Source organism: Rhodococcus opacus B4 (genome assembly GCF_000010805.1).
GTDB classification, from domain to species: Bacteria; Actinomycetota; Actinomycetes; order Mycobacteriales; family Mycobacteriaceae; genus Rhodococcus_F; species Rhodococcus_F opacus_C.
The window spans coordinates 2,542,345-2,564,855 of record NC_012522.1 but is presented as its reverse complement, the minus strand read 5'-3'; the positions used below and the strand labels follow the sequence as shown (position 1 = coordinate 2,564,855).

General features: G+C 67.2%; 23 protein-coding genes. 20 read left to right on the top strand and 3 right to left on the bottom strand.

What is annotated here, in order from left to right:
* Positions 1–78: 78 nt before the first annotated feature.
* The 8 genes from ROP_RS11860 (at position 79) to ROP_RS11825 (ending at position 8,311) form a co-directional block, all read left to right on the top strand.
* Entirely contained in the window at positions 79–1,230 is a 1,152-nt protein-coding gene (locus ROP_RS11860) for an acyl-CoA dehydrogenase family protein (RefSeq protein WP_012689587.1), read from the top strand.
* 113 nt (positions 1,231–1,343) lie between these two features.
* Positions 1,344–2,138 (top strand): enoyl-CoA hydratase-related protein, encoded by a 795-nt coding sequence (locus tag ROP_RS11855; RefSeq protein WP_012689586.1) that lies wholly within the window; start codon positions 1,344–1,346, stop codon positions 2,136–2,138.
* A gap of 29 nt (positions 2,139–2,167) precedes the next feature.
* Entirely contained in the window at positions 2,168–2,902 is a 735-nt protein-coding gene (locus tag ROP_RS11850) for an SDR family NAD(P)-dependent oxidoreductase (RefSeq protein WP_012689585.1), read from the top strand.
* 25 nt (positions 2,903–2,927) lie between these two features.
* The gene (locus tag ROP_RS11845) at positions 2,928–4,607 is read left to right on the top strand and encodes a class I adenylate-forming enzyme family protein (RefSeq protein WP_012689584.1); all 1,680 of its coding nucleotides are present in this window, start codon (positions 2,928–2,930) and stop codon (positions 4,605–4,607) included.
* Positions 4,608–4,618: 11 nt separating this feature from the next.
* Positions 4,619–5,812: an acyl-CoA dehydrogenase gene (locus ROP_RS11840; protein WP_012689583.1), complete on the top strand. Its 1,194-nt coding sequence runs from the start codon at positions 4,619–4,621 to the stop codon at positions 5,810–5,812.
* 9 nt (positions 5,813–5,821) lie between these two features.
* On the top strand, positions 5,822–6,964 hold the full coding sequence (locus ROP_RS11835; protein WP_012689582.1) for an acyl-CoA dehydrogenase family protein: 1,143 nt from the start codon (positions 5,822–5,824) through the stop codon (positions 6,962–6,964).
* An 88-nt stretch (positions 6,965–7,052) separates the two neighbouring features.
* Positions 7,053–7,715 carry a TetR/AcrR family transcriptional regulator gene (locus ROP_RS11830; RefSeq protein WP_012689581.1) on the top strand — a complete coding sequence of 221 codons (663 nt, stop codon included), beginning with the start codon at positions 7,053–7,055 and terminating at the stop codon, positions 7,713–7,715.
* Positions 7,712–8,311: a hypothetical protein gene (locus tag ROP_RS11825; RefSeq protein WP_012689580.1), complete on the top strand. Its 600-nt coding sequence runs from the start codon at positions 7,712–7,714 to the stop codon at positions 8,309–8,311. Before ROP_RS11830 ends, ROP_RS11825 begins: the two co-directional genes overlap by 4 nt.
* On the opposite strand, the gene ROP_RS11820 is transcribed toward ROP_RS11825, so the two are convergent.
* Complete coding sequence (locus ROP_RS11820; protein WP_043824622.1) at positions 8,308–8,541, bottom strand: hypothetical protein; 234 nt, start codon at positions 8,539–8,541, stop codon at positions 8,308–8,310. The genes ROP_RS11825 and ROP_RS11820 overlap by 4 nt on opposite strands.
* Before the next feature lie 256 nt (positions 8,542–8,797).
* On the opposite strand from ROP_RS11820, the gene ROP_RS11815 reads away from it, so the two are divergent.
* Both ROP_RS11815 and ROP_RS11810 read left to right on the top strand, forming a co-directional pair.
* Entirely contained in the window at positions 8,798–10,339 is a 1,542-nt protein-coding gene (locus ROP_RS11815) for a GAF domain-containing sensor histidine kinase (protein ID WP_012689578.1), read from the top strand.
* Between the two features lie 71 nt (positions 10,340–10,410).
* Entirely contained in the window at positions 10,411–10,821 is a 411-nt protein-coding gene (locus ROP_RS11810) for a response regulator transcription factor (protein WP_012689577.1), read from the top strand.
* On the opposite strand, the gene ROP_RS11805 is transcribed toward ROP_RS11810, so the two are convergent.
* Entirely contained in the window at positions 10,799–11,455 is a 657-nt protein-coding gene (locus ROP_RS11805) for a response regulator (RefSeq protein WP_012689576.1), read from the bottom strand. The two genes, ROP_RS11810 and ROP_RS11805, sit on opposite strands and share 23 nt — an antisense overlap.
* Positions 11,456–11,734: 279 nt before the next feature.
* Between ROP_RS11805 and ROP_RS11800 the strand changes: the two genes are divergently transcribed.
* Positions 11,735–12,010 (top strand): hypothetical protein, encoded by a 276-nt coding sequence (locus ROP_RS11800; RefSeq protein ID WP_043824621.1) that lies wholly within the window; start codon positions 11,735–11,737, stop codon positions 12,008–12,010.
* 137 nt (positions 12,011–12,147) lie between these two features.
* Positions 12,148–12,792, top strand: a complete 645-nt coding sequence (locus ROP_RS11795) for a maleylpyruvate isomerase family mycothiol-dependent enzyme (RefSeq protein WP_012689575.1) — start codon at positions 12,148–12,150, stop codon at positions 12,790–12,792.
* An 8-nt stretch (positions 12,793–12,800) separates the two neighbouring features.
* Here ROP_RS11795 and ROP_RS11790 read toward each other — a convergent pair whose 3' ends face one another.
* Positions 12,801–13,766, bottom strand: a complete 966-nt coding sequence (locus tag ROP_RS11790; protein WP_012689574.1) for a DUF808 domain-containing protein — start codon at positions 13,764–13,766, stop codon at positions 12,801–12,803.
* 962 nt (positions 13,767–14,728) lie between these two features.
* On the opposite strand from ROP_RS11790, the gene ROP_RS11785 reads away from it, so the two are divergent.
* From ROP_RS11785 to ROP_RS11750, 8 genes are all read left to right on the top strand, one after another.
* Complete coding sequence (locus ROP_RS11785; RefSeq protein WP_043826460.1) at positions 14,729–15,880, top strand: TetR/AcrR family transcriptional regulator; 1,152 nt, start codon at positions 14,729–14,731, stop codon at positions 15,878–15,880.
* A 144-nt stretch (positions 15,881–16,024) separates the two neighbouring features.
* Positions 16,025–17,218 (top strand): lipid-transfer protein, encoded by a 1,194-nt coding sequence (locus tag ROP_RS11780; RefSeq protein WP_043824619.1) that lies wholly within the window; start codon positions 16,025–16,027, stop codon positions 17,216–17,218.
* Complete coding sequence (locus ROP_RS11775) at positions 17,215–17,679, top strand: MaoC family dehydratase N-terminal domain-containing protein (RefSeq protein WP_012689571.1); 465 nt, start codon at positions 17,215–17,217, stop codon at positions 17,677–17,679. Before ROP_RS11780 ends, ROP_RS11775 begins: the two co-directional genes overlap by 4 nt.
* Positions 17,676–18,086, top strand: a complete 411-nt coding sequence (locus ROP_RS11770; protein ID WP_012689570.1) for a MaoC/PaaZ C-terminal domain-containing protein — start codon at positions 17,676–17,678, stop codon at positions 18,084–18,086. Before ROP_RS11775 ends, ROP_RS11770 begins: the two co-directional genes overlap by 4 nt.
* Before the next feature lie 42 nt (positions 18,087–18,128).
* A complete protein-coding gene (locus ROP_RS11765) occupies positions 18,129–18,956 on the top strand; it encodes an SDR family NAD(P)-dependent oxidoreductase (RefSeq protein ID WP_012689569.1) in 828 nt (275 codons plus the stop codon).
* Between the two features lie 10 nt (positions 18,957–18,966).
* Positions 18,967–20,121, top strand: a complete 1,155-nt coding sequence (locus tag ROP_RS11760) for an acyl-CoA dehydrogenase family protein (protein ID WP_012689568.1) — start codon at positions 18,967–18,969, stop codon at positions 20,119–20,121.
* A 27-nt stretch (positions 20,122–20,148) separates the two neighbouring features.
* Positions 20,149–21,648: an AMP-binding protein gene (locus ROP_RS11755; RefSeq protein ID WP_012689567.1), complete on the top strand. Its 1,500-nt coding sequence runs from the start codon at positions 20,149–20,151 to the stop codon at positions 21,646–21,648.
* 22 nt (positions 21,649–21,670) lie between these two features.
* Positions 21,671–22,474: an enoyl-CoA hydratase/isomerase family protein gene (locus ROP_RS11750; protein ID WP_012689566.1), complete on the top strand. Its 804-nt coding sequence runs from the start codon at positions 21,671–21,673 to the stop codon at positions 22,472–22,474.
* Positions 22,475–22,511 lie beyond the last annotated feature (37 nt).

Sequence of the window (22,511 nt, the reverse complement as noted above, 5' to 3'; positions counted from 1 at the left end):
TGAATAATGCTTCATTTGCTGTGAGCAATCGCTCATACTTGATGATCAACCATTCATTGCGGCACCGAGGAGCATTCCATGGACCTGACACTGACCGAGGAGCAGAAGGAGTTCCGGCAGCTGGCCCGCGACTTCCTGAACAAGGAGGTCGTCCCGCACCGCGCCGAGTGGGACCGCGGCGAATCGGTGGACACCGCGATCGTCCCGAAACTCGCCGACATCGGCTTCTTCGGCATGACCATCCCGGAGGAGTACGGCGGGCTCGGGGGCGACTACATCACGTACTGCCTCGGCATGGAGGAACTCGGCCGGGCGGACTCGGCGGTCCGGGGCATCGTGTCGGTGTCGATGGGGCTGGTGGGAAAGGTGATCCTCTCGCACGGCACCGAGGAGCAGAAGCACGAGTGGCTGCCCCGCATCGCGTCCGGTGAGGCGCTCGCCTGTTTCGGGCTCACCGAGCCCGACAACGGTTCCGATCCCGGCAACCTGAAGACCAAGGCCGTGCGCAGCGGCGACGAGTACGTCATCAACGGCTCCAAGATCTTCATCACCAACGGCACATGGGCCAAGCTGTGCCTGGTGTTCGCGCGCACCGGAGGTCCGGGGCCCAAGGGTGTTTCGGCCTTCCTGGTCCCGACGGACACGCCCGGTTTCGAATCACGCGAGATCCACGGCAAGCTCGGGCTCCGCGGGCAGGCGACCGCCGAGTTGTCGTTCACCGACGTGCGGGTGCCGGCGAGTTGCCTCCTCGGATCGGAGGGGCAGGGCTTCTCGATCGCGATGCACTCGCTGGACAAGGGGCGCGTCTCGGTCGGCGCCGGATGCGTGGGGATCATCCAGGGCTGCCTCGAGGCGGCCGTCGACTACGCCCGCGAGCGCACGCAGTTCGACCGTCCGCTCGCGTCGTTCCAACTCGTGCAGGACCTGATCGCCGACATGTCCGTCGACACCGACGCCGGGCGGTTGCTCACCTGGCGGGCGGCCGACCTGATCGAGCGCGGGGAGCCGTTCGGGACGGCCGCGTCGAAGGCGAAGTACTTCTGCAGTGAGGCGGCGGTTCGTGCCGCCAACAACGCAATTCAGCTGTTCGGCGGGTACGGCTACGTCGACGAATACCCCGTCGCCAAGTACATGCGCGATGCGCGGGTCATGACGCTGTACGAGGGCACGAGCCAGATTCAGAAGTTGCTGATCGGCCGGGCCGAGACCGGGATCAGCGCCTTTCTGTAGGGCGGGTGACCCTTGACACACTCCGCGTGTGAATGTACGTTCATTTCCATCGAATACTGGTTCATACTTCTTGAATCACATCTCATCGCAGGCTCTCCCAGGAAGGAATCACCGTGACCGATTACGAAGACATCACCTACGAGGTCGACGGCGCTGCCGCGGTCGTCACGATCAACCGTCCGGCGCGCTACAACGCATTTCGCGGAAAGACCGTCGAGGAACTGATCAAGGCGTTCCGTTCGGCATGGGCCGACGACGCGGTGCAGGCGATCATTCTCACCGGGGCGGGGGAGAAAGCCTTCTGCACCGGCGGCGACGTGAAGCAGCGCGCCGAAACCGGCGACTACGGGCCCACCGAGAGCGGTATGTTCGAGATCGGCAATCTGCACAAGCTGATTCGCGACGTCCCCAAGCCCGTCATCGCGGCCGTGAACGGCATCGCTGTCGGCGGCGGCCACGTGCTGCACGTTCTCTGCGACCTCACCATCGCGTCCGAGACCGCGAAGTTCGGCCAGGCGGGACCGCGGGTGGGCTCGTTCGACGCCGGCTTCGGGTCGGCCTTCCTGGCGCGCGTCGTCGGTGAGAAGCGGGCCCGCGAGATCTGGTACCTCTGCCGTCAGTACGACGCGGCCACCGCCGAACGCTGGGGTCTGGTCAACTGGGTCGTCCCCGCAGACCGCCTGCTCGACGAGGCGAAGGCCGTCGCCGCCGAGATCGCCGAGAAGAGCCCCACCGCCCTGCGATTCCTGAAGCAGTCGTTCAACGCCGACACCGATCACCAGGCCGGCCTGAGCAACCTCGCGATGTCTGCGCTCGACCTGTTCACACATTCACCCGAGGGACTCGAGGGCGCGGCGGCATTCGCGGAGAAGCGCAAGCCCGAGTTCGACAAGTACGTGAACGCCTGAGTCCGGAACAGCCGGGAAGGGGAAACAGTATGAGTAACAACATCGCAGTGGTCACCGGCGCAGGATCCGGCATCGGCCGGGCCATCGCGCTCGCACTCGCCGAGCAGGGCGACCGGGTGGTCGTCGCCGACCTCGACCTGCAGGCCGCGGAGAAGACCGCGGCCGAGCGGCCCGACCGGCTCTTTCCGATGACCGTCGACGTCGCCGACCGGGCCCAGGTCGACGCCCTCCGCGACCGGGTGACGGCCGAGGTGGGGGTCGCGAACATCCTCGTCAACGCGGCGGGATGGGACCGCACCGACCAGTTCCTCAACGCCACCACCGAATTCGCCGAGAAGGTCGTCGCGATCAACTACCTCGGGCCCGTGCACATGTGCAGTGCCTTCCTCCCCGGCATGGTGGAGGCGGGTACCGGTGGGCGCGTCGTCAACCTCGCGAGCGATGCCGGCCGTGTCGGCAGCGCGGGGGAGAGCATCTATGCCGGTGCGAAGGGCGGCGTGATCGCGCTGTCGAAGTCGCTGGCGCGGGAGATGGCCCGGCACGGGATCAACGTCAACTGCGTCTGCCCCGGCCCGACCGACACGCCGCTGTTCCAGGCGCAGGCGGAGAAGCTGAAAGAGGCTCTGGTCAAGGCTATTCCGTTCCGTCGACTCGCCCGGCCGGAAGAGGTTGCGGCGCCGGTCGTGTTCCTCGCGTCCGAATCCGCATCGTTCATCACCGGCCAGGTGATCAGCGTCAGCGGTGGCCTCACCATGGCCGGCTGACCGGCACCGGGACGGGAGACTCATCATGACGTACGCATACGATGCCCACGCCTATCGTCAGTACTTCGAGCACGACTTCACCTATTTGAACGGCTTCCGGCGCAACACGCACCGCTACGCCGATCGACTCGCGATGCAGTCCCCGTCGACCGGCGAGAGCTGGACGTACGCCGAACTCGGCGACCGGGTCGACCGGCTCGCCACCGGCCTCGCCCGCGCCGGCGTCACACCGGGCGGCGTCGTGGCCTACCAGTTGTTCAACGGCCCCGAGTTCGCCCAGCTGTACCTGGCCGGGCAGGCCTGCGGGGCAGTCGGATCGCCGATGAACTTCCGGCTCGCGTCCGGCGAGACGGCATACATTCTCGACGCGAACCGTCCCGCGGTGTTCGTCTACGACACCGAGATCGGCGACATGGTGCGGGATGCGCTGGCACGGTCGACGCACAAACCCGCCCTGGTCGTGGCCGTCGGTCCGGGAGAACCCCTGCCGGGAGACGGCTTCGAGGTGATCCGGTTCGACGACCTCGTCGCCGAGTCGGCGTCCCCACCGGAGGTGACGCGCACGGTGTGGGACGAGACCACCCGGCTGTTCACGTCGGGTACCACGGGCATGCCGAAGGGCGTCCCGCTCAACAGCATGATCGAGATCTTCAGCGCCCACGACGTGATCATGCATTTCCCGCTGACGGCGGAAGACAAGACGTTGAACATGACGCCGTGGTTCCACCGCGGCGGACTGTACTGCGCCGGACCGAATCCCACGTTCTATCTCGGCGCGTCGCTGGTGCCGATGCGCAGCTTCGACGCCGAGACCACCCTCGACCACGTCGAGGAGCACGGACTGACGTTCCTGATCGGCGCCCCGACCAACCTGGCGATGCTCGCTCGTGCCCAGGAGGAGAAGCCCCGCGATCTGTCCACCCTCAAAGGCATCGTCACGATGGGTGCGCCCCTCGAACGGGAGGCGGCACTGCACTACCAGAAGGTGCTGAATCCGCGCATCTTCAACGGCTACGGCAGCACGGAGGGTTTCTGGAACACCTTCCTGAGGCCCACCGATCTGCCCGACATGGCTGGGACCGCGGGGCGGGCCTGCATCGACGACGACGTCGCCGTGGTCAAGTTGTTCGACGACCGCCTCGCCGACGCGCACGAGACGGTCGCGAGGGACGGAACCGAGATCGGCGAGGTCATCGTCCGCTCCCCGAAGGGGGCCAACGCCTACTTCGATGCCCCGGAGCAGGAGAAGCAGAAGTTCCGGAACGGCTGGCTGCACATCGGCGATCTCGCCACCTGGGACGAGAAGGAGTTCGTGACCATTGTCGGACGCAAGGACGACATGCTCCTGTCCGGCGGCGAGAACGTTCACCCGGTGCAGATCGAGGAGGCGCTGAACGAGCACGCGTCGGTGACGGATTCGCTCGTCGTCGGTGTTCCGGACGACAAGTGGGGCCAGGTCGTCGTGGCGTACGTCGTCACAACCGCACCGGTCCCGTCCGCCGACGAACTGGACGACTTCTGTCGCAGGCACCCGATGCTGTCGCAGTTCAAGCGGCCCCGCGCCTACCGCTTCGTCGAATCGCTCCCCGTGTCGGCGACCGGAAAGAAGCTGCACTACAAGGCAACCGACACCGCGCGCAGGGAGTTCGAGAGCGGGGCGTTCGTCGTCCCCGGCGCCCGCGGAACCCAGACCCTCGGCTCGTAAAGGACACAGTCATGACCACCCATGCACAACCACGGCCGTTCAGTGCCGTCGACCCGCTCGACATCGACTCGATGTACTCGGACGACGAACTCGCTGTCCGCGACACCGTCCGGAAATTCTGCGCCGAACACGTCACCCCGCACGTCGCCGACTGGTTCGAGGCCGGGGATCTGCCCGGAGCCCGGGAACTGGCGAAGGAGTTCGGCAAGCTCGGGGTCCTCGGCATGCACCTCGAAGGCTACGGATGCGGCGGATCCTCGGCCGTCCACTACGGATTGGCGTGCCTCGAACTCGAGGCCTGCGACTCCGGCATCCGGTCCCTGGTCTCGGTGCAGGGCTCCCTGGCGATGTTCTCGATCTGGAACAACGGTTCGGAGGAGCAGAAGAACCAGTGGCTGCCCGGCATGGCGGCGGGCGAGATCATCGGCTGCTTCGGTCTCACCGAACCGGACGTGGGCTCCGACCCGGCCTCGATGTCGACCCGCGCCAAGCGGGACGGCTCGGACTGGATCCTCAACGGCCGCAAGATGTGGATCACCAACGGCAGCATCGCCGACGTCGCAGTGGTGTGGGCGGCCACCGACGACGGGATCCGCGGATTCATCGTCCCGACCGACACACCCGGCTTCAGTGCGCCCCTGATCAAGCACAAGATGTCGCTGCGCGCCTCGGTCACCAGCGAACTCGTGCTCGACAATGTGCGGTTGCCCGAATCGGCGATGCTCCCCGACGCACGCGGCGTACGCGCCCCGCTCAGCAGCCTGTCCGAGGCGCGCTACGGCATCGTGTGGGGCGCGATGGGAGCGGCGCGGTCCGCGTGGGAGGCTGCCCTGCAGTACTCGAAGGACCGCGCCCAGTTCGGGCGGCCCATCGGCGGATTCCAGCTCACCCAGGCAAAACTGGCCGACATGGCGGTGGAACTCCACAAGGGGCAGTTGCTGTCGCTGCACCTCGGCCGGCTCAAGGACACGGCCGGGCTGCGGCCGGACCAGGTCAGCTTCGGCAAACTCAACAACACCCGTGAGGCCATCGAGATCTGCCGCACGGCGCGCACCATCCTGGGCGGCAACGGAATCTCGTTGGAGTTCCCCGTCATCCGGCACATGGTGAACCTCGAATCGGTCCTGACCTACGAGGGGACCCCCGAAATGCACCAGCTGGTTCTCGGGCAGGCCTTCACCGGCGAGAACGCGTTCCGCGGATAGGAGAGCATCATGACCATCGACTACGAATCCGAGCACCAGCAGTTCCGGGACAGTGTCCGCAGCTTCGTGCGCGAGCGGATCGTTCCGCACCACGAGCAGTGGGAGAACGAGAGCTGCCTCGACCCGGCGCTGTTCACCGAAGCCGGCAAACAGGGATTGCTCGGCTTCCCGGTTCCCGAGGAGTACGGCGGCCCCGGAGTCGAGGACTTCCGGTACCACGCGATCGTCGTCGACGAGGTCAACCGGGCGGGTGCCGCCGCCGCGGGTATCGCGTTCTCCCTCCAGAACGACGTGGTGCTGCCGTACCTGACGGACATGACGACGCCGGAGCAGAAGGCGCGGTGGCTGCCCGGAACCGTCACCGGGGAGACGATCCTCGGCATCGCGATGACGGAACCGGGCACCGGCAGCGACCTCACCGGCATTCGCACCACGGCGGTGCGCGACGGCGACCACTACGTGGTGAACGGCGGCAAGACGTTCATTTCCAACGGCCAGAACGGCACGCTCTTCGTCGTCGCCGTGCGCACGGCGCCCGACAAGCACAAGGGGTTGTCCCTGCTCGTCGTCGAGTCGGACACGCCGGGGTTCTCCCGCGGCCGCAACCTGGAGAAGATCGGGCTGCATGCCCAGGACACGAGCGAGCTGACGTTCACCGACATGCGCGTTCCGGTGGCGAACCTGCTCGGCGAGGAGGGGCAGGGTTTCTATCAACTCGTCCACAACCTGCCGCAGGAGCGGCTGTCCCTGTCCGTCGGCGCCGTCGCCGCCGCCGAAGGCGTGCTCGAACAGACCCTGGCGTACGTGAAGGAGCGCAACGCGTTCGGCCAGCCGATCGCGGGATTCCAGAACACGCAGTTCGTACTTGCGGAACTGGCCACGGAACTCGACCTGGCCCGTACCTACCTCGACGACTGCATCCGGCAGCACGTCCGCGGTGAGCCGACTGCGGCTCGTGCCGCGCGGCTCAAGTGGTGGACCACCGAACTGCAGGTCCGCGTCGCCGACCGGTGCCTGCAACTGCACGGCGGATACGGCTACATGCGCGAGTACGCGGTGGCACGCGCGTTCGTCGACGCGCGGATCCAGACCATCTACGGCGGCACCACCGAGATCATGAAGACGATCGTCGCGAAGGATCTCGGTATCTGACGCGGCCCGGACTGCCGGACCGGGGCAGGGCGAGATACTGTGAATACCCATTCACCGCAGATTTGCCGGCAAGGAGAGGTCAGCTGTCATGGCGAAGGACACTTCCGCCCTTCCACTCGACGAGGCGGTCCGTGCCGTCCGCGTCAGCTCGCGTCGACGTCAGGTACTCGACGCCGCCGTCACGGTGATGCAGCGGACCGGGTTCCACCAGATGTCCATGCAGGCGCTCGCCGACGAGGCGCAGGTGAGCGTGGGGCTGATCTACAAGTACTTCGGCGGCAAGGAGGAGATTCTCCTCGCCACGATCGTCGACATCCTCGACGCCTTCCGCGATCAGCTCGAGCCCGCGATGGACGCCGCGGGAGCCGACCCCGTCGAGCGGCTGGCCGCCGGCTTCCGTCGGTTCGTCGAGATCGTCGACGAGAATCTGGACGCCGTCGTGCTGACGTACCGGGAGAGCCGGACCCTCGACCAGGAGGGGCGTGAGCGGATCAAGGAACTCGAGGTGGCGACGTCCAAGCCGCTGCACGACGCCCTCGAGGCGGCGATCGCCTCCGGTCTCGCCGGCGACCTCGACGTCGACCTGACGACGTTCGACATGATGATGCTCGCGCACGGGTGGGCGCTCAAGCACTGGCATTTCGCGTCCCGCTACACCGTCGATCAATACATCACGGCGCAAACACGATTCATTCTCCGCACCGTCCTGTCGGATCGGAGCGCCGCCGAGTACCGGCACCTGACCGGATGACCCGTTGGCGTTTCGACGGGGAGATCACCGGCCTGGGCACCGGGTCGGGCGTCCGCATCGTCGTCGGCCACTGGTCACGGTCGCCGCTCGGGGAGTTCACCGACGTGATGATCGAATGCGCCGACGGTCTCCGCGTGCTCCTCGCGCCGTCGGACGCCGTCCGCGATTTCGTCACCGCGACATACACCTTCGACCGGACGGTGATCACACCCGTCGACTACACGCGGTCCGGCGACAGTCGGACCGTCCGGGCCGGCGACCTGCACGTGCGGTTCGAGGTCGGGGCCCGCACCGCACTCGGACGGCTGCTGAACCTGGTGCCGCGGACCGTCGCGGGGGCTCCGTGGTTCTGTGCGGTCAGCGACCCGATCGCCCGCGTCGCTCTCCGCGGTGTTCGCACCCGGGGCACCGCGGGCAACGGGCGTCGCGAGTTCTACGGCGCCGTCGACCAGCGGCGGCTGGCCGGAATGTCCGCCACGTGGTGCGGCGAGAACCTCGGCGCGCTGACGCCGGTCGATCCGCCGGTGCGGTTCGGATTCGGTTCGACCCCGCGGACCCCGGCGGTCACGTCGATCGTCACGACGATCGTCGACTAGTCGAACAGGGTGGGTGCCTCTCCGGGCTGATCGCGCGCGGGCGGCTCGACCTCGCCCGCCGGGCTCGTCGCCTTGTGCACCACGGACAGCGTCGTCGTCCGGACCGACAGCCGATGTCCGTCGGGATGCTGCAGCGACGCCATGCCCTTGCTGACCTCGACGACCAGCCAGGGGCCGGCGTGACCGGACGCCTGCACCAGATCACCCACCTGTATCTGTACGGCTACCACCGCGTCCTCCCAAGGTCTACTGCATCGGCCTGTGCCCAGCGTAGCGACATCGGCCGGTGTCAGCCGACTGACGGGAGCAAGGCGTCGAGACGGGGCGGGTCGCCTCGATATGATGCACATCGAGGTCTGTCCGAGAACTCCACGACTGATCCGAGCAAGCACGATGACGCGACAGTGGTCACGGCGGTCAATCGGAGCGCTGTCGCGGCGCGACGCGGCGTCCCCGTTCGGGGCTTTCGATGCGGACGCGCGAGAGATGCCTGCGCGTGTGATAGCGCTCCTGGTGCGCCCGACCACCCCTCCGCTGTGGCTGGGCATCGTCGTCGCCGCTTCCGTGATCACCGTGGAAACCGTAGTGGTGCGCCAGCTCGACAAGGTCGCGCCGCAGAACGCCTTCGGTGCGGTGTTCCTGCTCGGAGTTCTGGTGGTCTCGGCGCGCTGGGGATTCGTGCTGTCGGTGCTGACGACGTTGGTCAGCGCAGTCGTCTACGGCTACTTCCACCTCCAGGTGTCGGGAACCCTGCTTCCGACGAAACCCGGCGACTGGGTGGCCATCCTGGTCTTCCTACCCGTCGCGCTGGTGGCCAACCTGATGGCCGGTCAGGCCCGATTGCGGACCGCCGAGGCGGTCCAGCGCCGGCGCGAGGCCGAGGCCAGCCGCGACGAACTCGGAATCCTCGCCTCGCACCAGGCCGCACTGCGCCGAGTGGCAACACTGGCGGCGCGTGGGGTGAGCCCACCGGAAGTGTTCACAGCGGTGGCCGAGGAACTCGCGCTCTGGCTGCACGTGGTCAACGCCGTGCTCCTTCGCGACGACGGGGACGGTACGGGGACGTTGGTCGCCGTTCGATACGAGCCGGGGATCACCGGGATGTCCGTCACCGGAGACAGAATCCCGATGGAGGGCGACGACGTCGGGGCGATCGTTCTCCGCACCGGCCGCGCCGCCAGGATCGACAACCACGAACACGTCGGCGGGGAAGTCGCGACCCGCATTCGCGAGGGGGGCTTCGGATCGATCGTGGGAGTGCCGATCTTCGTGGACTCCCGGGTGTGGGGTGCGGCGATCGTCGGATCGCGGCGCGCCGAACCGCTGCCACCGGACACCGAGGCGCGACTCGGCGATTTCGCCGACCTCGTCGCGACCGCGATCGCGAATGCTGTGACCCGCGCCGAACTGCTCGCCTCCCGCGCGAGGATCGTCGCGGCCTCGGACGAGGCCCGGCGTCGCCTGGAACGCGATCTGCACGACGGGGCTCAGCAGCGACTGGTGTCGCTGGGGCTCGAGGTGCGGATGACGGAGGCATCGGTGCCTGCCGAGTGGGTGGATGTGAGGGAGCAGTTGTCGGCGGTCGCCTCGGGGCTGAAGGGGGTGTCGGAGGATCTGCGCGAACTCTCCCACGGCATCCACCCGGCGATCCTGTCGAAGGGCGGGCTGGGATCGGCGGTGCGGACGCTGGCACGTCGCTCGGCGGTTCCCGTTTCCCTCGACGTCGCCGTCGAAGGCCGTTTCGCGGAATCGGTGGAGGTAGCCGCCTACTACGTGGTCGCCGAGGCTCTCACCAACGCCGCCAAGCACGCGCGAGCCTCCGAGGTGTCCGTGTCGCTGGGAACGGAGGACGGCGCCCTTCGCCTCGTGGTCCGGGACGACGGCGTCGGCGGCGCCTCGTCCGCCGCGGGCTCCGGGCTCCTCGGATTGCAGGACCGCGTCGAGGCTCTCGGCGGCCACCTGCAGATCACGAGTCCGCCGGGCCACGGGACCACGCTCGACATCACCATCCCGGTCGCCGGCGAGTGAACGACGGGCACCCGCGGTGTTTACCCGCTAGCGGGAATGCGTACCGGGAGGATCGGGTCGACCATGAAGGCATGGTGTTTCAGCTCGGTCATCCACGATGCCTGATCGTCGATGACAGCCCTTGTTTCCTGGACGCCGCTCGGCGACTGCTCGAGCAGCAGGGCATCCCGGTGGTCGGCACGGTGTCGAACACTGTCGACGCGGTGCGGACGGCCGCGGAACTGCACCCCGACGTCATCCTGGTCGACGTCGAACTCGGCACGGAGAGCGGATTCGATCTCGCGCAGCGACTCGACGAGTCGTTCGCCGCGGCGGTGATCCTGATTTCCACGCACGCCGAGCAAGACCTGGCCGACCTGGTCTCCGCGAGCCCCGCGGTGGGATTCGTGTCGAAGCCGGAGCTGTCGTCCGATGCGATCCGGGATCTGCTCCGCGCCGAACGAGATCGCGCGGCCCCGGTCAGCGAGCCTCGAGAAAGGTGACGACCGCGAGAACCCGTCGGTGATCGTCGCCGGTTTCCGGGAGGTTCAGCTTGGTCAGGATGCTGCGCACATGCTTCTCGACGGTTCCCTCGGTGACCCACAGTCGGCGGGCGATGCCGGCGTTGGAACGTCCTTCCGCCATGAGGGCCAGAACCTCCCGCTCCCGCGCACTGAGCACCGCGAGCGGGTCGTTGCGCCGGCGGGCGGAGACCAATTCCTGCACCAGCGCGGGGTCGACGACGGACGCGCCCGCGGCGATGCGCTGCAGGGTGTCGATGAAATCGTCCACATCGGTGATGCGGCTCTTGAGCAGGTAGCCGATTCCCCGGCCGCTGGCCAGAAGTTCCATCGCGTGCTCGACATCGGCGTGCGCCGACAGCACCAGGATGCCGACTTCCGGGAACTCGTCGCGGATCACCCGGGCCGCGTCGAGGCCTTCGGTGGTGTGGGTCGGTGGCATCCGGATATCGACCACCACCAGGTCGGGCGTTTGCGTGCGAACCAGTTCGAGGAGGGTGGTTGCGTCGCCGACCTGTTCCCGGACATCGAAGCCGGAGCGGGTGAGCAGGCTCGCCACGCCTTCGCGGAGCAGGACGTCGTCTTCGGCCAGAATCACCCGCACTCGTGTCGTCACCGGGTTGCTCCGTCGTCCGTGAGAAAGCGCCCGATCACCGTCGAAGTGATCGATTTCGAGAGTACGTCATCGGCACCCGCCGACACGCTACAACGCCGTCATACACAAGCAGGCCAACGATGGAATTGCAGCTACCTGGAAGACCGGAATTGCGGCTGGTAGCACCCGTAACCACCTGCTGGCAGTGGCGACTCCGGACCGTGTTCGAACCAGAATTTACATCAATGATCGTTCGATCATCTACCCGATCACAGCCCCAGAAAACGAAAGGCGAGAACAATGTACAAGTTCGCAATCCGCGCGGCGGTCGCCGCAGCCGCAATGGCACCTCTGGTCGTTCTAGGAGCCGGAACTGCCACCGCGGCAACAGTATCCGACAGCGTTGCGACGCCCGTCGCCCGGGTCGTGCCGGATGCGGGGCCGGTGACCGACGTGCCGCAGTCGGGCTTCCCGTGGGGCTGGCCGGGGACGTACGGGCCCCAGCGACCGGAGGCAGGCCCGTTCCTCGGTGGTTTCGGCGGTTTCGGCCACTTCGGTGGTCACGGCTTCTTCTAGCTCGCGGGTCGTTCCCCGGGACACCGGTCGTTCCGGGAAACGGCGATGCACTCGCTACCGTGGAACCGATTGACCGATGATTCCGGCGTTCGCGGGCAGTCTTCATTCTTGTCAGCCGCCCCAACCTGGAGGTCGCAGTGCGTAATGCCCTCACCCGCGCCACCCTGTGGTCTGCCGCCGCAACCGAACGCGCCGCTTTGGCCGATGACCTCGCTGGTCTTCACGAAGCGCAGTGGGCGCAGCAGTCGCTGTGCGGGCGCTGGGTGGTCGAGGAGGTCGTTGCGCACCTCACGGCGGCGGCGAGCATTGGCGCGGTTCGCTGGTTCGGCAGTGTCCTGGGCGCACGGTTCGACTTCGACCTGCACAACGACCGGCGCCTGGCCGAGTACCGAGGCGCGACCCCCACCGAGACACTCGAGTGGTTCCGGCGGATTGTCACCAGTACGACCTCGGCCCCGGGACCCACCGCGGCGTGGCTCGGTGAGGTCGTGGTGCATGCCCAGGACATTCGGCGGCCGCTCGGGCTCGCGCGTACGCCCGCCGTCGAGACGGTCACCGAGGTTGCCGGCTTCTACGCCCGGCGGGACTTCACCGTCGCCGGCCGCAGCGCCATCGAAGGCCTTCGCCTCGAGGCGACCGACGGGCCCTTCACGACGGGAACCGGCCCGATGGTCAGCGGCACGACCCTCGCGCTCACGATGGCCATGGCCGGTCGAAGTGCCTACTGCGACGACCTCACCGGACCGGGCGTGCCGACCCTGCGGAACCGCTGCACCACCTGACTACGAAATCACTGCGACGTGCCAGTGCGCCGAGGCGCGTGGGCCCGCTTCGGGATCAGGTGCATGATCAGGACGACGATCGCGCCGACGACGAGACCGACGAGAGCGGACACCACGGTCCCTGCCGTCCAGGACAGAGTGCCGCCGAAGCCGCCGTGCACGAGATCGCCGAACCAGTGTTCGAGGTCGTGGAGGCGATCGGCCGGCCAGTGGAATCCTGCCTCGCCGACGTTGACGATCAGAATGTGGCCACCGACCCACAGCATCGCGGCGATCCCGACCACGGTGAGCACCGCCATCACCTTCGGCATCGCGGCAACGAGCCCCCGGCCGATTCGCTGACTGAACGAGGACTCGCGCCCGGCGAGCGACAGTCCCACGTCGTCCATCTTCACGATCAGCGCGACCACGCCGTACACCAGGACGGTGATCAGTATCGCGACGACGATGAGCACCAACAGTCGTGTGACGAAGGGTTCGCTCTCGACCGCCGACAGGGAGATCACCATGATCTCGGCGGACAGGATCAGGTCGGTGCGGATCGCGCCGCTGACCATCGTCTTCTCGAGCTCGGCTCGGCTCTGCCCCTCGGCCGCGCCCTCGTCCTCGTGGTGACCGCCGGTGAGTGCTTCGTAGACCTTCTCGGCTCCCTCGAAGCACAGGAACAGACCACCGGCGATCAGCAGGTACGGCAGTGCCTGGGGCAGGAACTCGCTCAGGATCATCGCCACCGGCAGGATGATCAGCAGTTTGTTGCGGATCGACCCGATCGCGATCTTGCGGATGATGGGCAATTCGCGATCAGGGGTGAACCCGTGCACGTAACGGGGGGTGACGGCGGCGTCGTCGACGACCACACCCGCTGCCTTGACGCTGGCCTTACCTGCCGCAGCTCCGATGTCGTCGACAGACGCCGCGGCCACCTTCGCGATCGCCGCGACGTCGTCCAACAGGGCGACGAGACCACCAGCCACGGGAACCTCCCACATTTCGGATGTGCAGTGCCGATCGAGCGACACGCGGGCGCGGGTCGACACCGAACGGTACCGAATCGGCACACTGACACAACAATGATGGGGGTCTCGCCAGTGTGCCGTCGGGTGATTATGTGGACAACCGCTGTACGTCAAGCCGCGACCGGATCCGCGGCGCTCTTGCCGGAGTCGATCCGAAGAAGTAGCCGGCACCTCTGAGCCCGCGTGAGCTCGTCAGCGGCGCTGGAGGTCCGGCTCGTAGCCGAGCAGCGCCTGCAACCCCGGGCGCTCGGTGGTGGTCCCGGCTTTCTTGTCCACGTAGATGTTCGCCGAGTCGATCCCCGCCTTCCCGCGGCGGCGATGTCATCGTGGTGCACACCCTCGACCGGCTCGGCCGCACCGTCCGCGACGCGGTCACCTCGGACTCGCTCAGCGGACGCGGCAGATGGGGCACAACAGGTCCGAATCCACGCGCTGCCGACGGGCACCGGATCGCCGGCCCGGCGGCCGATGCCCTGCTGCACGATGCCGGCGCCAACAACCGCCCACGGTCCGACGGCCGCCGGGCCCAGTCGCTGGGCGGGTCTGTGCGCCGGACGAACACCACGCCCCGGCCAAATCACCGGGCTTCCTCTTACCCTCTGGTAATCACCGGCGCACTCGTCGACTGTTTCGGGCGCGTGCCATCATGGTTCGGCGGGTTCAGGTTCCCCCAGGGTGGGAGTGTCAGGTTTTCGGTGGCTCTAGCTCTGGCACATCGGTTTAGGCCTTATTCGGACAATTCGGCCGTCGAACGTGATTGCAAACGCGTTGAGAACCAGCTTCCGCCTCGGTCACATCGTCCATGTCCCCAGCGCTCGGGTTGAGTTCGTTGCGTTTTGTTGGCTTCTTTCTCTGCCCGCCCGCGGTATACCACCGTCTACGCTTAACCGACGTTCACATCGATGCGTGAAGAGGTGCTCATGCCCACTGACCTGTCAACGGTCCGGCGACGTCCGAAGGACCGCAAGGAGCAGATCCTCGAGGCGGCGCGTGCGCTGATCGTCGAGGTCGGGTACCGAAACGTGTCGATGGCGATGATCGCGGACCGTGTCGGGATCACTGCCGGTGCGCTGTACCGGCATTTTGCCAACAAGTCGGTATTGCTCGGTGCGGTGATCGAGCAGAGTTTCGACGAGGTGACACCGACGTTCGGGTCGCGGGCGAGGTTGGCCGATGCGCTGGCTGAGAGTTGTGAGCGTGCGGTTTCCCACCAGGATGTGGGTGCGTTGTGGTGGCGGGAGGCGCGCAATCTCCCGGACGAGAAGCTGGAGGAGCTGCGGGAACGGCTTCGCGTGATCAACAAGCAGTACGCCGATCTGGTCGCCGCCGAGCGCCCGACACTTCCGGAGGAGCAGGCGGAGGAATTGGCGTGGGGTGTCCAATCGATTCTGGCCAGCCCCAGCTCGCACACGTCGCGGATTCCCGAACCGGAATTCGCGGCACTGCTCACCGCGGTCTGCGCGGGGTTGTGTGAGACGCGACTGCCCGCCCCGTCGCCTGCGGTGGAACAGACGGTGTCGCGGTTGGAGCCGGTGTCGAAGAGGGAGGCACTGCTCGGGCACGCCATCGTGTTGTTCGGCGAGAAGGGTTACGAGGCCACCGGGCTCGACGAGATCGGCGCGGCTGCCGGGGTGTCCGGCCCGAATCTGTACAGCTATTTCGACAGCAAGGCCGATCTGTTGCAGGCGGCCGTCGAGCGCGGTACGAGCGCGCTGTGGTTGCTGCTGCACACGGTCCTGCGGGAGAACTCCGCCCCGAAGGACGCGCTGGGAGCCCTGGTGTCCGGTTACGTCGAACTGGCCTCGAACAAAACGATTTTGACATCGTTGCTGCAGGCAGAGCAGTCGACGCTGTCCGATGAGGCGCGGGTCCGGCAACGCGAGTACGTCGCCGAGTGGACGGCGTTGTTGCGTGCGTGCCGACCGCAGCTGGACCAGGCGACGGCGCGGGTGTTGGTGCACACCGGCCTCGGCGTGGTCCACACCCTTGCCCGGATCGAGCACCTGCGGGCGAACGCCACCCTGCGCGCCGATCTCGCGGCGATGACGCTGGCGGTGCTCTTCTCCGGGTGAACACCGGAACCCAAGCGGCCGCCGCGCCGTGAGCCGGACGCCCTCTCGCTGAACTGAAATTCACATCCGCGGCAGATACCCCTTCCCAAGGAAGTAAATTGCCGTTAAGGTGACTGTCATCACTCGAGAGTTGAGAGGATGGCAATGACCACCGATGTTCACGTAGCAGGTGTGGGGATGATTCCCTTCACGAAGCCGGGAAGAAGTGCTAGTTATTCGGATATGGGCGAGGCGGCGGCACGTGCCGCCCTCGCTGATGCGGGACTCGATTACGCGGCGGTGCAACAGGCGTTCGTCGGCTATGTATATGGAGATTCAACATCGGGTCAGGCGGCCCTGTACGGGTTGGGCCAGACCGGGATCCCGATCGTCAACGTCAACAACAACTGCTCCACGGGGTCGACGGCGCTGTGGCTGGCACGCCAGGCGGTGGCGAGCGGGACCGTCGACTGCGCGCTGGCGCTCGGGTTCGAGCAGATGGTGCCCGGGGCTCTGGGCTCGGTTTTCTCCGATCGGCCCGGACCGATGGCGCGGCAGGAGGCGGCCCGCGACGAACTGCAGGGTGTCGATCCGCAGGCCCCGATGGCGGCGCAGTTCTTCGGCGGCGCCGGCCAGGCCTATGTCGACGAGTTCGGCATCGACCCGGCCATTTTCGCGGAGATCTCGGTGAAGGCGCGCAAGCACGCCGCGAACAACCCGAATGCGGTGTTCCGTGCCCTGGTCACGGCCGAGGAGGTGCTCGCGTCGCCGAAGATCTACGGGCCGCTGACCCGGTTGCAGTGCTGCCCGCCGACCTGTGGTGCGGCCGCGGCGGTGGTGTGCAGCCCCGAGTTTGCCCGCAAGCACGGATTGGCGGCTGACGTGGTGATCCGGGCGCAGTCCCTGACCACCGACACCCCGAGCACGTTCGAGTCCAAGGACATGCGGCAGGTCATCGGCTACGACATGGCGGCCGCGGCCGCCCGCAACGTCTACGAGGCGGCCGGTATCGGCCCGGAGGACATCCGCGTCGTCGAGCTCCACGACTGCTTCACCACCAACGAGTTCCTCACCTACGAGTCTCTCGGCCTCACCCCGGCCGGGACGGCGGAGAAGTTCATCCGCGACGGCGACAACACCTACGGCGGACGAGTCGTCACCAACCCGTCGGGTGGGCTGCTGTCCAAGGGGCACCCCCTCGGCGCGACGGGCCTGGCCCAGTGCGCGGAACTGGTCTGGCAGCTGCGTGGCCAGGCCGGAGCCCGGCAGGTCGAGGGCGTGAATCTCGCGCTGCAGCACAACCTCGGTCTCGGCGGCGCCTGCGTCGTCACGCTCTACCAGAAGGTGGACGAACGATGAGCCTCGACCGCTCCGTCATCGGCCGCGAATTCCCCGCGGTGTACCTGCTGATCACGCGCAGCCGGCTGCAGAACTTCGCGAAGGCCACCGGGCAGCACGACCCCGTCTACCTCGACCCCGACGCCGCCAAGCAGGCCGGTCACCGCGACCTGCCGGTGCCGCCAACGTTCGTGTTCGGCATCGAACTCGAGGCCCCGAACCCCTTCGCGTTCCTCGAGGACCTGGACGTCGATCTGCGCACCGTCCTCCACGGCGAGCAGCAGTTCGACTACCACCGGATGGCCTACGCCGGCGACGAATTGACCGCCGCGAGCCGGATCACCGACATCTACGAGAAGAAAGGTGGCCTGCTGGAATTCATCGTCCGCGAGACCACCGTGACCAACCAGGACGGTGCCCGCGTCGCGGTGATGCGCGGCGTCACCGTCGTGCAGAACCGGCCCGGAAAGGACGCGTCATGACCGTCTTCACACCCGAGGTCGGCGCCGGCGTGCAGCCTCTGCGCATCGACCCGATCTCCCGCACGACGCTCGCCCTGTTCGCCGGTGCGTCGGGTGACCACAACCCGATTCACATCGACCTCGACGTGGCGAAGAGCGCCGGGCTCGACGACGTCTTCGCGCACGGCATGCTGTCGATGGCGTATCTCGGCCGCCTGCTCACCGATCTCGTTCCGCAGCAGCAGCTTCGCTCCTACAAGGTGCGCTTCGCGTCCATCACCCCGGTGCACGGTCAGCCCACCTGCGCCGGCACCGTCACCTCGATCGACGAGGTCGGCGGCGAACGCCTCGCCACCGTCGAACTGAAGGTCGCGCTCGCCGACGGCACCGTCACCCTCCTCGGCGACGCCGTCATCGCACTCGACTGACCACACGAACACACCACTCTCGAAAAGGAACACCGAATCATCATGGGAAAGCTCGAAGGAAAGACCGCCATCGTCAGCGGATCCGGACGCGGCATCGGACGCTCCATCGCTCTCACCCTCGCGCGTGAAGGCGCCAACGTCGTCGTCAACGACCTCGACACCGCGCCCGCACAGGCGGTCGTCGACGAGATCACCGCCGCCGGTGGCAACGCCGTCATCTGCGCGGGCAACGTCACCGCCCCCGACTTCGGCGAGCGCTTCGTCGGCACCGCCACCGGCGAGTTCGGCGGACTCGACATCATCATCAACAACGCCGGCTACACCTGGGACACGGTCATCCAGAAGATGGGCGACGACCAATGGGACGCCATCCTCGACGTGCACCTCAAGGCGCCGTTCCGGATCCTGCGGGCCGCGCAGCCGGTGATCAGCAAGGCAGCCAAGGCGGAGAAGGAAGCCGGGACCCCGGTGCACCGCAAGGTCGTCAACATCTCCTCCATCGCCGGCCTCTACGGCAACGCCGGCCAGGTCAACTACTCGTCGGCGAAGTCCGGGATCATCGGCATGACCCGCACCCTGGCCAAGGAGTGGGGCCGCTACAACGTGAACGTCAACGCGGTCGCGTTCGGTTTCATCGAGACCAGGCTCACCGAGGTCGCCGCCGACGGCGACGCGACCATCGACATCGAGGGCCGTGAGATCAAGGTCGGGGTCAACCCGCATCTGCTCACGGCGATGAAGGCGATGATTCCGCTCGGCCGCCCCGGCACCCCCGACGAGGCCGCGGGCTCCGTCGTGATGCTGACCTACCCCGAGTCCGACTACGTCAGCGGCCAGATCATGGTCACCGGCGGCGGATACGAAGGATAGGACGACGCGGATGCCCTCCACCACCTACACCTCGTCCTGGCGCGACTCCGACACCACCGCGCTCGGCGAGCTTGCCGACAAGTTCTTCGCGAGAGAGCTCACACCCCACCGCGACAAGTTCGAGCAGCAGCACTACGTCGACCGTGACGTCTGGACCAAGGCCGGCGAACTCGGGCTGCTGTGCTGCTCCATCCCCGAGGAATACGGGGGTGGTGGAGGGACGTTCGCCCACGACCTCGCCGTCGTAGAGGCTCAGGCCCGCGCCCTGGACACCGGCTTCGGCAACACCGTCCACAGCGGTATCGTCGCGCATTACATCCTCGCGTACGGCACCGAGGAACAGCGTCGCCGCTGGCTTCCCGGCATGGCAACCGGGCAGACCATCACCGCGGTCGCCATGACCGAGCCGGGTGCCGGTTCGGACCTGAAGAACATCAAGACGACGGCCCTCCGCGACGGGGATCACTACGTGATCAACGGCGCGAAGACGTTCATCTCCAACGGATCACAGGCGGATCTGATCGTGGTGGTCGCCAAGACCGATCCCGCGGCAGGCGCGAAGGGGGTGTCGCTGATCGTCGTCGAGACCGCTGAGGCCCCCGGTTTCACCCGCGGACGCATCCTCGACAAGGTCGGTCAGCACGGCGCGGACACATCGGAGCTGTCGTTCGAGGACGTCCGGGTGCCCGTGGCGAATCTGCTCGGTGGCGAGGAGGGGCGCGGGTTCGGCCAGTTGATGACCCAGCTGGCGCAGGAGCGCCTGCTCATCGGGGTCACCGCGGTGGCCACCATGGAGGCCGCGGTGACCGAAACCGTGGAATACACCAAATCACGGAGTGCGTTCGGGCAGAGCATCTTCGATTTCCAGAACACCAAATTCGTGCTCGCCGAATGCCAGACCGTGGCCCATGCCGCCCGGGTGTTCATCGATTCCTGCATCGAACGACACCTGCGCGGAAACCTCGACACGACCACGGCCGCGATGGCCAAGTGGTGGCTCACCGAACAGCAGTGCCAGGTCATCGACCGGTGCGTGCAACTCTTCGGCGGTTACGGCTACATGCGCGAATACCCGATCGCCCGCATGTACGCCGACGCCCGGGTCCAGAAGATCTACGGCGGATCCAACGAAATCATGAAAGACCTCATCGCGCGCTCACTCTGAGCCGAAACACCCCCAACGGAGGCAAGAATGAGTTCGTCCCCGGTCATCAGGTGCGGGACGGCGGTCCGCACACACGCCGACGTGAGAACCCGGGCCGCGCGGCTCGCGACCGTGCTCGCCACGATGGGCGTCGAGCACGGCGACCGCTACGCGATCGTTCTGCGCAACGACATCGCGTTCGTCGAGGCCACCCTCGCTGGCGCGGCGATCGGGGCCGTCCCGGTCCCGGTCAACTGGCACTGGACCGGGGACGACCTCGAATACCTGCTCGCCGACAGCGGCAGCAAGGTGGTCCTGGTCCACACCGATCTCCTACCCGCCGTCGAAGCGGTACTCCCGGCCGGGGCCGCGGTGATCGAGGTGGCCGTCCCCGACGACGTCGCCGCCGCGCACGGCTTCACCCGCCCGGAGTTGACCGGCCGGCATCCCGACATGGACACCCTGATCGGCGCCCACGCCCCGGTCACCGCCCCGGTCACCGATCCGCCACTCGGGGTCATCTACACCTCGGGCACCACCGGAAGACCCAAAGGCATCCTGCGGCAGCCCGTTCCGGCCGAGCATGCCCGCCGGCTCGCGGAGCTGGTCGTCGAGGGATTCGCCTTCGGGTCGGCGACCTCGACGCTGATCCCGGCCCCGCTCTATCACACCGCCCCTAACACGCACGCGGTGTTCGCCCTCGCTCTCGGACTCGACCTCGACATCCCACCCCGCTTCGACGCCGAGGGCCTGCTCGCTCTGATACAGGAGCGGCGGATCGAACACCTTCAGATGGTGCCGACGATGTTCGTGCGATGGCTGAAACTGCCCGAGGACGTTCGCGCCCGATACGACCTGTCGTCGCTGAAGTCGATCGTCCATGCGGCGGCTCCGTGCCCGCAGGAGGTCAAACGCGCGATCATCGACTGGCTGGGCCCGATCGTGCACGAGTACTACGGCGGCTCGGAGACCGGTGCCGCGGTCAACTGCACCAGCGAGCAATGGCTCGAACACCCCGGCACCGTCGGCCGCCCCTTCGCCGACGTCGAAGTGAAAATCCTCGACGACGACGGAACCGAACTGCCACCGGGCCAGGCGGGGGAGATCTACATCAAACCGTTCTCCGTCTGGCCGGACTTCACCTACCTCGGCAACGACGCCAAGCGGCGAGAGATCGAACGCGACGGATTCCTGTCGGTCGGCGACATCGGCTACCTCGATACCGACGGATACCTGTATCTCAGCGATCGCCGCAACGACATGGTGATCTCCGGCGGAGTCAACATCTACCCCGCCGAAATCGAGGCCTGCATCATCACCGTGCCCGGGGTGCGCGATGTCGCGGTGTTCGGCATCCCCGATCCCGACTTCGGGGAGGCCCTGGCCGCGCACATCGAACTCGAACCCGACGCGAGGGTCGGCGCCGAGGACATCCGCACCCACGTCACCGGCCACCTCGCGAAGTACAAGGTCCCCGAGGTCGTCGCCTTCGACGACACCCTGCCCCGCGAAGACACCGGAAAGTTGTTCAAACGCAAGCTCAATTAGCCCTACTGGCAGGTGCGGATCGATGCCTGAGCCCACAGCGGCCGGGCACGTGCGCACACAGGTGCGCACCGACGGCGTCGGAATTCTCACCCTCGACCGGCCGGACAAGCTCAATGCGCTCACCGGGACGATGTTCGCCGATCTGGAACGGGCACTACGCGAACTCGGCAACACCCCGGGATGCCGGGTGGTGGTGCTGTGCGGGGCAGGCCGGGCCTTCTGCGCGGGGATGGACCTGCGCGTCGGCCTGGTCCAGGACACCGGAGACCCGATGGCGGCGACCTACGCGGCCATGCGCCGAGCAGTGTCCGCGGTGACCGCGATACGGGAGATACCTCAACCCGTCATCGCCGCGGTCCAGGGACACGCAGTCGGGGCCGGGTTCGCGCTCGCTGCCGCGGCCGACATCCGGCTCGCCGCCGCCGACGCCCGCTTCGACGCCGTGTTCGTCAAACTCGGGATGAGCGCCGGCGACCTCGGGCTGTCGTGGCTGCTGCCGCGGCTCATCGGCCCCGGCCACGCCGCCGCACTCTTCTACACCGGCGGCGCCCTGACCGCACCGCGCGCCGAACACCTCGGCCTCGTTCAGGCCGTCGTGCCCGACCCCCTCACAGAGGCACTCACCCTCGCGGCGACCATCGCGTCGATGCCGCCGATGGGGGTGCAACTGACCAAGGAACTGCTCGACGCGAGCAACTCATCCAGCGGTTTCCGCGAACACCTGGAACTCGAGTTGCGCTCGCAGGTCATCGGCCTCAACACGGTCGACCACACCGACGCCGTCGCCGGATTTTCTGCCGACCGACGCCCCGCCCCCACCGTCTGATCCCACCCCTGTCGTCACTCGAGCCCGAGGACCACTG

Excerpts from the sequence above, each read along its gene's own strand:
- ROP_RS11770 (WP_012689570.1), top strand. The coding sequence starts at position 17,676 with ATGACCGTCTTCACACCCGAGGTCGGCGCCGGCGTGCAGCCTCTGCGC.
- ROP_RS11750 (WP_012689566.1), top strand. The coding sequence starts at position 21,671 with ATGCCTGAGCCCACAGCGGCCGGGCACGTGCGCACACAGGTGCGCACC.
- ROP_RS11860 (WP_012689587.1), top strand. The coding sequence starts at position 79 with ATGGACCTGACACTGACCGAGGAGCAGAAGGAGTTCCGGCAGCTGGCC.
- ROP_RS11755 (WP_012689567.1), top strand. The coding sequence starts at position 20,149 with ATGAGTTCGTCCCCGGTCATCAGGTGCGGGACGGCGGTCCGCACACAC.
- ROP_RS11780 (WP_043824619.1), top strand. The coding sequence starts at position 16,025 with ATGACCACCGATGTTCACGTAGCAGGTGTGGGGATGATTCCCTTCACG.
- ROP_RS11845 (WP_012689584.1), top strand. The coding sequence starts at position 2,928 with ATGACGTACGCATACGATGCCCACGCCTATCGTCAGTACTTCGAGCAC.
- ROP_RS11835 (WP_012689582.1), top strand. The coding sequence starts at position 5,822 with ATGACCATCGACTACGAATCCGAGCACCAGCAGTTCCGGGACAGTGTC.
- ROP_RS11825 (WP_012689580.1), top strand. The coding sequence starts at position 7,712 with ATGACCCGTTGGCGTTTCGACGGGGAGATCACCGGCCTGGGCACCGGG.
- ROP_RS11765 (WP_012689569.1), top strand. The coding sequence starts at position 18,129 with ATGGGAAAGCTCGAAGGAAAGACCGCCATCGTCAGCGGATCCGGACGC.
- ROP_RS11760 (WP_012689568.1), top strand. The coding sequence starts at position 18,967 with ATGCCCTCCACCACCTACACCTCGTCCTGGCGCGACTCCGACACCACC.
- ROP_RS11815 (WP_012689578.1), top strand. The coding sequence starts at position 8,798 with ATGCCTGCGCGTGTGATAGCGCTCCTGGTGCGCCCGACCACCCCTCCG.
- ROP_RS11800 (WP_043824621.1), top strand. The coding sequence starts at position 11,735 with ATGTACAAGTTCGCAATCCGCGCGGCGGTCGCCGCAGCCGCAATGGCA.
- ROP_RS11775 (WP_012689571.1), top strand. The coding sequence starts at position 17,215 with ATGAGCCTCGACCGCTCCGTCATCGGCCGCGAATTCCCCGCGGTGTAC.
- ROP_RS11785 (WP_043826460.1), top strand. The coding sequence starts at position 14,729 with ATGCCCACTGACCTGTCAACGGTCCGGCGACGTCCGAAGGACCGCAAG.
- ROP_RS11840 (WP_012689583.1), top strand. The coding sequence starts at position 4,619 with ATGACCACCCATGCACAACCACGGCCGTTCAGTGCCGTCGACCCGCTC.
- ROP_RS11850 (WP_012689585.1), top strand. The coding sequence starts at position 2,168 with ATGAGTAACAACATCGCAGTGGTCACCGGCGCAGGATCCGGCATCGGC.
- ROP_RS11830 (WP_012689581.1), top strand. The coding sequence starts at position 7,053 with ATGGCGAAGGACACTTCCGCCCTTCCACTCGACGAGGCGGTCCGTGCC.
- ROP_RS11810 (WP_012689577.1), top strand. The coding sequence starts at position 10,411 with ATGGTGTTTCAGCTCGGTCATCCACGATGCCTGATCGTCGATGACAGC.